At 43.1% G+C, this 7,152-nt stretch carries 10 protein-coding genes; 5 read left to right on the top strand and 5 right to left on the bottom strand.

Annotated features, from left to right (window positions below; all coding sequences use genetic code 11):
• Window positions 1-103: 103 nt before the first annotated feature.
• From LC608_RS37955 to LC608_RS35785, 5 genes are all read right to left on the bottom strand, one after another.
• The gene (locus LC608_RS37955) at window positions 104-766 is read right to left on the bottom strand and encodes a hypothetical protein (protein ID WP_374108499.1); all 663 of its coding nucleotides are present in this window, start codon (window positions 764-766) and stop codon (window positions 104-106) included.
• A complete protein-coding gene (locus LC608_RS37950; RefSeq protein WP_374108498.1) occupies window positions 714-1,553 on the bottom strand; it encodes a DNA cytosine methyltransferase in 840 nt (279 codons plus the stop codon). The genes LC608_RS37955 and LC608_RS37950 overlap by 53 nt, the downstream gene beginning before the upstream one ends.
• Window positions 1,554-1,739: 186 nt before the next feature.
• Window positions 1,740-2,252 carry a hypothetical protein gene (locus LC608_RS35795; RefSeq protein WP_229558041.1) on the bottom strand — a complete coding sequence of 171 codons (513 nt, stop codon included), beginning with the start codon at window positions 2,250-2,252 and terminating at the stop codon, window positions 1,740-1,742.
• Window positions 2,249-2,707: a hypothetical protein gene (locus LC608_RS35790; protein WP_229558040.1), complete on the bottom strand. Its 459-nt coding sequence runs from the start codon at window positions 2,705-2,707 to the stop codon at window positions 2,249-2,251. The genes LC608_RS35795 and LC608_RS35790 overlap by 4 nt, the downstream gene beginning before the upstream one ends.
• Before the next feature lie 16 nt (window positions 2,708-2,723).
• Window positions 2,724-3,077: a MarR family transcriptional regulator gene (locus LC608_RS35785; protein ID WP_229558039.1), complete on the bottom strand. Its 354-nt coding sequence runs from the start codon at window positions 3,075-3,077 to the stop codon at window positions 2,724-2,726.
• Window positions 3,078-3,269: 192 nt separating this feature from the next.
• Here LC608_RS35785 and LC608_RS35780 point away from each other — a divergent pair, with 192 nt between their 5' ends.
• From LC608_RS35780 to LC608_RS35760, 5 genes are all read left to right on the top strand, one after another.
• Window positions 3,270-3,623: a helix-turn-helix domain-containing protein gene (locus LC608_RS35780; RefSeq protein WP_229558038.1), complete on the top strand. Its 354-nt coding sequence runs from the start codon at window positions 3,270-3,272 to the stop codon at window positions 3,621-3,623.
• 78 nt (window positions 3,624-3,701) lie between these two features.
• Window positions 3,702-3,929 (top strand): hypothetical protein, encoded by a 228-nt coding sequence (locus LC608_RS35775; RefSeq protein WP_229558037.1) that lies wholly within the window; start codon window positions 3,702-3,704, stop codon window positions 3,927-3,929.
• A 51-nt stretch (window positions 3,930-3,980) separates the two neighbouring features.
• Complete coding sequence (locus tag LC608_RS35770) at window positions 3,981-4,247, top strand: transposase (protein ID WP_229558036.1); 267 nt, start codon at window positions 3,981-3,983, stop codon at window positions 4,245-4,247.
• A gap of 177 nt (window positions 4,248-4,424) precedes the next feature.
• Window positions 4,425-6,278 (top strand): protelomerase family protein, encoded by a 1,854-nt coding sequence (locus LC608_RS35765; RefSeq protein WP_229558035.1) that lies wholly within the window; start codon window positions 4,425-4,427, stop codon window positions 6,276-6,278.
• Between the two features lie 227 nt (window positions 6,279-6,505).
• The coding region (locus tag LC608_RS35760; RefSeq protein ID WP_229558034.1) for a hypothetical protein at window positions 6,506-7,152 on the top strand (647 nt) is incomplete at its 3' end.

Genomic DNA, 7,152 nt, shown 5'->3' with positions numbered 1-7,152 from the left:
ATGGCAAGGCTTTCACTTGCATCTGACCGAGAGTTCAGCCTTTAATGACAGTAATCTGCTGTCGGGCTGGCTTAGTTATTTACGGACTGACTACCGTGATTCACTAATCAACGAATCGCACTCCAATACTCCGCCCCTTCCATTCTCCGTCTATCTTTTCCTCCCAATTGAAACCCCAGCGCCAATGAGTAGGATTATCAGGCTGTCTGTGTTCAATCACACGGGGGTAGCTTGCTATAGTTCCATCTTTTAGCTTTTTATGTTCAAGATGTTTATACAAACATCCCTTACGCTGTCTACGTTTAGATGATTGCTTGAGGCCCACGCCTTCCTTACTTTCCTCTAAGAAATTTTCAGGTGTCCGTCCACACATTCCACAACCATCATTCAGTTTGATTAATGGTGATTCACAACTAGGGCAACTTACATTATTTGATTGCTCTGTACACTCGATAGGTGGGCATTTTTCGCAGGTGTAAGACTTGTCTACCATCTTGAAACACCTTGTACAGAGTTGGAACTGGTTTTCCTCTAAGAATTTTTCTATTAATGTTTGGGGTGCGATCGCTAACCCAGCAATCATTTGATTATCTCGTTCCCAGTTGTAAGTAAACTCAGAAGAAAACCAGTCAACGACAAACCCAAATCCTAAATTCTGCTTAGTAATTCCCAATGATTCAGACTTATCAATAATGTAAGTTCCAGCCTTAGCATTAGCCCTGGTGAGTGACGGCTGGTTCTCTACACAAGGAGTTGAGGTAGACAATTCGTTGTAAGGCGATCCCTGCGACTCTAGGATCGAGAAGATTTCCTGCTGCCTGTCGCATTCTTCTAATAGTTCCGTCGCGGCTCGGCACTCCAAGGGGTCTAGCCAGGAGTCCGGGATTTCGTACCACTGACAAAGGATAGCCGGGTTTAATACCTCGCCTTTGTTTATCAAGCCTAACTTCTTCAGTTCTGCCTCTTGCTTGGTCTGTCCAGGAGGCCGCCCTTTCCCACTGAGGCTTAAGGCTCCGGGTGATCGCAACCAGCAATACTCGCTCTCTAATGTAGGGGCTGGCAAAGTGTCCGCTTCCGATAGTAATCCATTCCGCATCGTACCCGAAGAGGTAAAGCGTATAGACCACGCCTCTGAAATATGAGCCTGTGGGCTGTCCTGGATAATTGGGGCAGGTGATAAGTCCTGGGACGTTTTCAATAGCTGCGAATTTGGGCTGTAATTCTCTGATGGCTTCAAGGACGGCGGGGAAACAATCTCGCTCATCTGCGCCTCCAAGCCGTTGGCCTTCTGTGGAGAATGGGGGGCAGGGTGGGCAAGCTGTGATGATATCGATTCTATTGGAGTGCATATAGTACCCAAGTCTTTGTTTAGCAAGTCTTGGGATATCTCGCACGTTTCCGTAATTGTGTACGCCTGGGTATCGCAGTTTGAGGATGCCTGAGCAGTATTCGTCAATATCTGCGGTTCCGATGAGTTTAAACCCATGTTGCAATCCTGCAAGGCAGAATCCTGCGCCAACTCCTGAGCAGAGGTCAAGTTGTGTAAGTTGCATTCTGTCGCCTCCTTTTCCTCTAAGAATTTTTTGTAATTCCAAGCCTGCATTTGCTTTGGGGTATATTCGCCGGATAGCCCGTTTTTCCAAGTAATGGTAATTTTGTTAGTTATATTCGATACCACTCCTAAGCGATTGCCACTTGTAATAACGCGATCTCCTACCTCAAAATCCCCTACAAAATATTTACTCATCTTTGTTACTTCCTACTAAGTAAGTTTTATTCATTGCCTCCCACTGTTCAGGGGTGATGGCCTCAATTTCTGCCTTGCGCTGTGCCACCTCGCGGTCATCATTAGAAGTGCGGTTTTTTCTGGTTAGACTGTGGGATTGGGCAATATCGCTAGAAGCTTGATTAACACGCTGCTTAAACATTTCAAATTGCTTCTGTGTAACTTGCTTCCAGTCAGCGCGGGAAATTGCATCCAGTTTCTTGCACAGATACAAGTCAAAGCGGGTATCTAGTACGCCGTACTCCTTTAAATGATAATTGTCAAATTTGTTACAGCCTTGACAAACAGGGATGCGATCGCGGTTGGGGTTGTAGTCGGGAATGATTAGCCTGACTAAATGGGCTTGAATTTGTCCCGTATCTTGACAGCAAAAGCAGTTCCAAGACGGTTGCCATATTTCCTTATGCTGTTCTTCTTTTTTTGGCAGAATTGGTAGCCGCTCAAATTTGGGGAGTTCTTCAGTCATAATTCCTCCCTCAGCCAGCTAAATTGCTTGGTTTCGTTACACCACCTGACAAAATCCTGTTTTTCCTTATCAGTGGCGAATTCTAGAGGATTGGCTGTTTCTTCAATAATTGCCAGCCAGTCACGGGTACGCGGATCGTTCTCCCATTTTGAAGATTGCGTCGGAGAACTTTGCCCTTTTGATTTGTACCACTGGGCTGATAATTCCTCCCAGTTCGTCTCTATCCAGCGCCGGGGGAGTTGGGGGGGTGATGGAAGCTGTGCGGCTTTTTTCTCCCCAAATTTCAAAAAATTCTCTCTTTGGTCTTCTGAGAGAGAGTCTAAAAAGTCTAAATAAGTCTTATTAATCTTAGGGGTGCTGGAATCTTTGTCTGGTGCGGCTTTTGGCTCGTGCTTGTTGCGTGGCGATCGCGCAAGTTGCGTAGCGATCGCGCAAGTTGCGTAGCGATCGCGCAAGTTGCGTCATGATCACCTAAGTTGCCTCATCGCAACTTGTTGCCTCATCGCAACTTGTTGCCTCATCGCAACAATGCAAGCCCTTGGTGAGAACGTGAACCTTAACCTTAAGAAGCTCCATGTCAACAAACCCTTTTTCATCCAGCGCTTTAAGAGCGCGTCCTACAGTGCTGCGGTGAACTGGCTTTTCTGCGGTAGATAAATCCTTGGCAATCCGTGCTGGCGATACTTCCATTCCGGTGCTGTATGGGTCGAGAGTCCGAAGGTAGTAGAGTACATCCCTCTGTGCTGGTGTTAATTCCCGGCAGGCTCTGAGCCATTCTTCATGCTGGAGCGGATAGAACTTTCCCTGAATCTTTGTGTCTGTCATAATATGAATAAACGAGTTTTGCCCTTACTTGTATACGCAAGTAGAGCTAGTTTGTTGATGTAAAAATCGCTAAAATTTCACAAAACTGTCACCCCAGCACCATTAAGCCAGTGTGATTTTTGCTAGATTGTATTTCCGAGATAAATTTGATAATATTCAATAACTTGAAAAAAAGCAAGTAGTGGCAGCAATATGGATAAGCATCAAGAAATATTAATTACAGCAATTAATGAAAGTGGCCTAACAGCAAGAGAGATTTCTGTTAGGGCTGGTGTCCATGAGAGTACTATCAGTAAGTTTCTTGATGGCAAAAACGACCTAAAAGCTGGTAATTATTTCAAAATTCTTCATGCCCTGCCAGAAAGTTCTAGAATTCCAGCACTAGCAAGAATAGGAGTAGTTGAGCTAACGCCTGTTCAACTAATTGAATCTGCCACACCCAAAGAGAAAGCCGAGATCCTGCAAGCGATCGCTGCTTGGGTATTACAACCAGGGGCCATATCTGGAAAAAATACGGATACGAGTGACCTGCAAGTAGCTGTATGATAGCCTATTAATTTTTATGTATACAGTTAGGCGCTTATTGTAGTAGATCAAGGTGAAGATGATTTTTTAAAAGAATTAATGGAAAATAGCGATCGCTTGGATGCTGAGGGAAGAGCCAAATTAATCAAGCATCTGCTGGGCGAACCTGGCTTACAAGTGGTAATAGGCAGTAATCAAGTTCATGCTACGAATGTATACCAAGTTAATTTAAATAGCCCTGACCAGATATCAACGATATTGGAGGCGATTGCTAAAAAAATTTCCTCTGATGATTCCTCAGGAGATAAGACAGAGGGAGGGGGTTAATTCTTATGCCCACTGTGGTTGCTGACACTGTGCTGGCAGACAAAGGATACGATGCTGATGAGCGAGCGAGTGATTGAACCCCTGCAAGCCCAGGGCAAAACTGTTGTGATTCCACCCAAGCGCAACCGCAAGAATCCCCGTGACTACGACTTGGACTTGTACAAAGCTCGTCATTTAATTGAAAACTTCTTTGCTAAACTCAAACAGTACCAGGCGATGCCTACGGCGGGCTACGCCTACGCAACTCGCTATGATAAACGGGCAATCAACTTTCTAGGTGCAATTTATCTAGCTGCTTCTGTGATCTGGCTCAATTGATGACACGCCCTAAGTGCGGGCTGATAACCCGCTTTTTCTATGGTTTTTCAACCTGTTATTAATATAGCTAACTTGTTATAAAATACTAACAACAAATTATATCTTAACAAGTTTTTGGCATTATCTAACTTGTTAGCTATATTAATAACAGTTTAAAAATAAAAGGGAGTCGGTCAGATGTCAAAAGCAGTTCAAGAGCAAGTGGATCAACTCTTTGTTGCTACCAAAGGCTTACAGAGCTTAGAAGAGATTAAGCCACACTGCGAAAATTTTAACGAGTGGATAAACCAGAATACTAACTACAGCATTAAAAGCTTAGGCACTGTGTTGAGTCGGGCTGGCTTCTACAAAAAATTTAAATCACTGCCATTAGAGCAAGGTAAAAACGCCGCTTCTGTACCCAAGCATGATGCACAAGGCAACGTTACAGGAAACGAGTTAAAGCATTATGTCTTGCTGTTGTGTGGTCTGGATAAAAAAGATTGGGAGGAGCGTAACGAAACTACAAGGGTAAGCGATCGCCTTCTTACTGCTGGTGAAGATGGCAATACAGGCATTGAGATTAACCCAGAGACATATTTAGAAGTGGCTTCTAATTTGTTAGCCAGTGAACATCCTCACGAGTTAGCAGTGGGTTTGATAGCTGCTACGGGCCGCCGTCCTCATGAGATTTTAGCCAGAGGAAAATTTACCCCGATTGATGGTGAATCCTATCAAGTCAATTTTGAGGGTCAAGGTAAAAAACGCGGTGAAAAGCCAGTATTTAAAATTTCTACCTTATTCCCTGCTAGTTATATCATTGAGCGTTTAAATCATTTACGGAAAGAAGCATCTAGTAAATCACTTTTAAAAGAAGTCGCTAAGGAATTTCCTACTGATGTAGCAGCCCAAAATAAAGCTATTGAAGATAAACGCGGTAATTCATTACGTCGGGTAGTTCAAGAGTATTTTGGTGGCAAGGATAGCAGAGAACCGCTTTTAAACTTTCGTCATGGTCAAGAGCAAAATGACTGTAAAGCACTAAGGGCGGCTTGTGCCTGTCTTGTTACCGAGCGCGATTGTACAGGGTCAACAGGTGCAAAACTCTACTTTGCTGCTTGTTTCTTAGGTCATATTACCCCAGGTGAAAAAATCAGCGATAGCGATTTAAAACACATCACTACTACCCTTGGTTATTCAGACTATTACACTACGAAACCTGTAGGTTATCCAGATGCACCATCAAAAGAAAAACTTTCTAATGTTCGGGTTACTTCTTCAGATTTAGAAGCTATTCGCCATTTGCAAGAGCATTTAAATTTAGTCAATCAGCAATCGGTAATCAACCAGCTAATTGAATCATTTAACAGCCGTCTGGAGACTGCAAAGCAATTACAGTCAGCACATCAAAAATTAGCCCAATTAGAAGCACAGGTTAAACAGTTACAGGAAACCAATAACCAGTTAGAGACAGCTAATAATCAATTACAACAGGAGAAAGCAGTAATGGAAACCACAGCACAGCAACCCCAAACAGTTACTCTGAACGTCACTGAGTTAGATTCTTGGCTAGAACAGAAAGTTATTGAGGTGGTGAATAAGGTAACTCTTGGGGGAACTATCGCAGCTGCTACGACTGCTACACCTGCTAAGGTCGCACCACCAAAGGAAGAGATTGACTGGCAAGCCAAGACTGATGCTGAGGTGTGGGGGAGCAAAACGGCTGGAGCAGCTGTAGAGAAAATTCGTAGGTCTTATCAGGCAATCTGTTTGTATAACGATACTGTGGCAACTGGGGACAGCGATCGCCTTGCAATTACTAACCAAGCACTCAGAGATTTATCGGGCTGTAACGGGTTACTAGTACGCGATTGGATTGAGGCCCATAAGGATGAAGTAATCAGCCATAACGCGAAATTTGGTATGGAAAACAAGAAAGACCCCAGTAACCCTGCCAGCTATGCCAATAAAGGGAAGGACACAGATAAAATCCTGTTGCTGATAAACGAAGAATTTCTAAGTGGTGAAGGCTTTAAGGCAGGGAGAAATTAAAACGGCGTTATTCGTCTGAATGCCTTGCTGTAGGTGCTTTTAGGTGGATGTCGTCTAACGCACATTTCCCGACATCTCCCCCAACTGGTGACAGCATCGACAAGCTTGGCGATGCTCCTAACACTTGCTTGCCTTATCTTTTATCTGATAATGGTAGGCTAGTCTATCAATTCCGCAATAACTTTTGGGTACATTGATATAAGACGCTGTTGATTATATCTAAACTTATGAAAGCTCGTGACTTTATAAAACCAGGTGAAGAAATACTTGTTCTTATGACTGATGGTACGCTTCTTGAATTTGGTGAAGATAATACGGCTTTAACAGGGGATTGGCCGATTGATCCTAATCATCAAACTGATAGACTCATCATTTATCGGCGTAATAACGATTCTACAAATACGTTATACATTGGCAATCGTTCTGGTGTAATACCCGTTATAGAAAAAAATAAATATAAAATTAAGCTTACTCATATTCAATATATAGGTGAAACTATTTTGAATTGGAATAAATTTGCTGAGACAGACCGACATTCTGTTAGATACAGCACTTTCGAGATTGATGAGGTACACTTAAGTATTAGTGCATCAAGACTTACAATGAAACCGTACTCAATTGATTTACGAGAAAAAATAGTAAATGCGTATGAAAGAGGAGACACTTCGGTCAGAAAAGTAGCCTTTCAATTTGGTATAGCGAAAAGCTATGTACAAAAGCTCCTCCAACTCAAGAGAACCCAAGGTCATTTAGAACCCAAAAAGCAAGGTGGGACAATAAAGGGTAAATTAGATGAGTACGGTAGCGAATTAGCCGCAATGGTTAAAAGCCATCCAGACGCAACTTTATCAGAATATTGCGAGTATTTTGGAGA

The organism is Nostoc sp. XA010, from assembly GCF_020829625.1.
Lineage (GTDB): Bacteria > Cyanobacteriota > Cyanobacteriia > Cyanobacteriales > Nostocaceae > Nostoc.
The sequence above is the reverse complement of the archived record's forward strand: the minus strand, read 5'-3'. Positions and strand labels throughout refer to the sequence as shown.

What these genes read in the sequence shown, in the direction of transcription:
- LC608_RS35795 (WP_229558041.1), bottom strand. Translation starts at nt 2,252, where the DNA reads ATGACTGAAGAACTCCCCAAATTTGAGCGGCTACCAATTCTGCCAAAA.
- LC608_RS35770 (WP_229558036.1), top strand. Translation starts at nt 3,981, where the DNA reads ATGCTGATGAGCGAGCGAGTGATTGAACCCCTGCAAGCCCAGGGCAAA.
- LC608_RS35785 (WP_229558039.1), bottom strand. Translation starts at nt 3,077, where the DNA reads ATGACAGACACAAAGATTCAGGGAAAGTTCTATCCGCTCCAGCATGAA.
- LC608_RS37950 (WP_374108498.1), bottom strand. Translation starts at nt 1,553, where the DNA reads ATGCAACTTACACAACTTGACCTCTGCTCAGGAGTTGGCGCAGGATTC.
- LC608_RS35775 (WP_229558037.1), top strand. Translation starts at nt 3,702, where the DNA reads ATGGAAAATAGCGATCGCTTGGATGCTGAGGGAAGAGCCAAATTAATC.
- LC608_RS35765 (WP_229558035.1), top strand. Translation starts at nt 4,425, where the DNA reads ATGTCAAAAGCAGTTCAAGAGCAAGTGGATCAACTCTTTGTTGCTACC.
- LC608_RS35780 (WP_229558038.1), top strand. Translation starts at nt 3,270, where the DNA reads ATGGATAAGCATCAAGAAATATTAATTACAGCAATTAATGAAAGTGGC.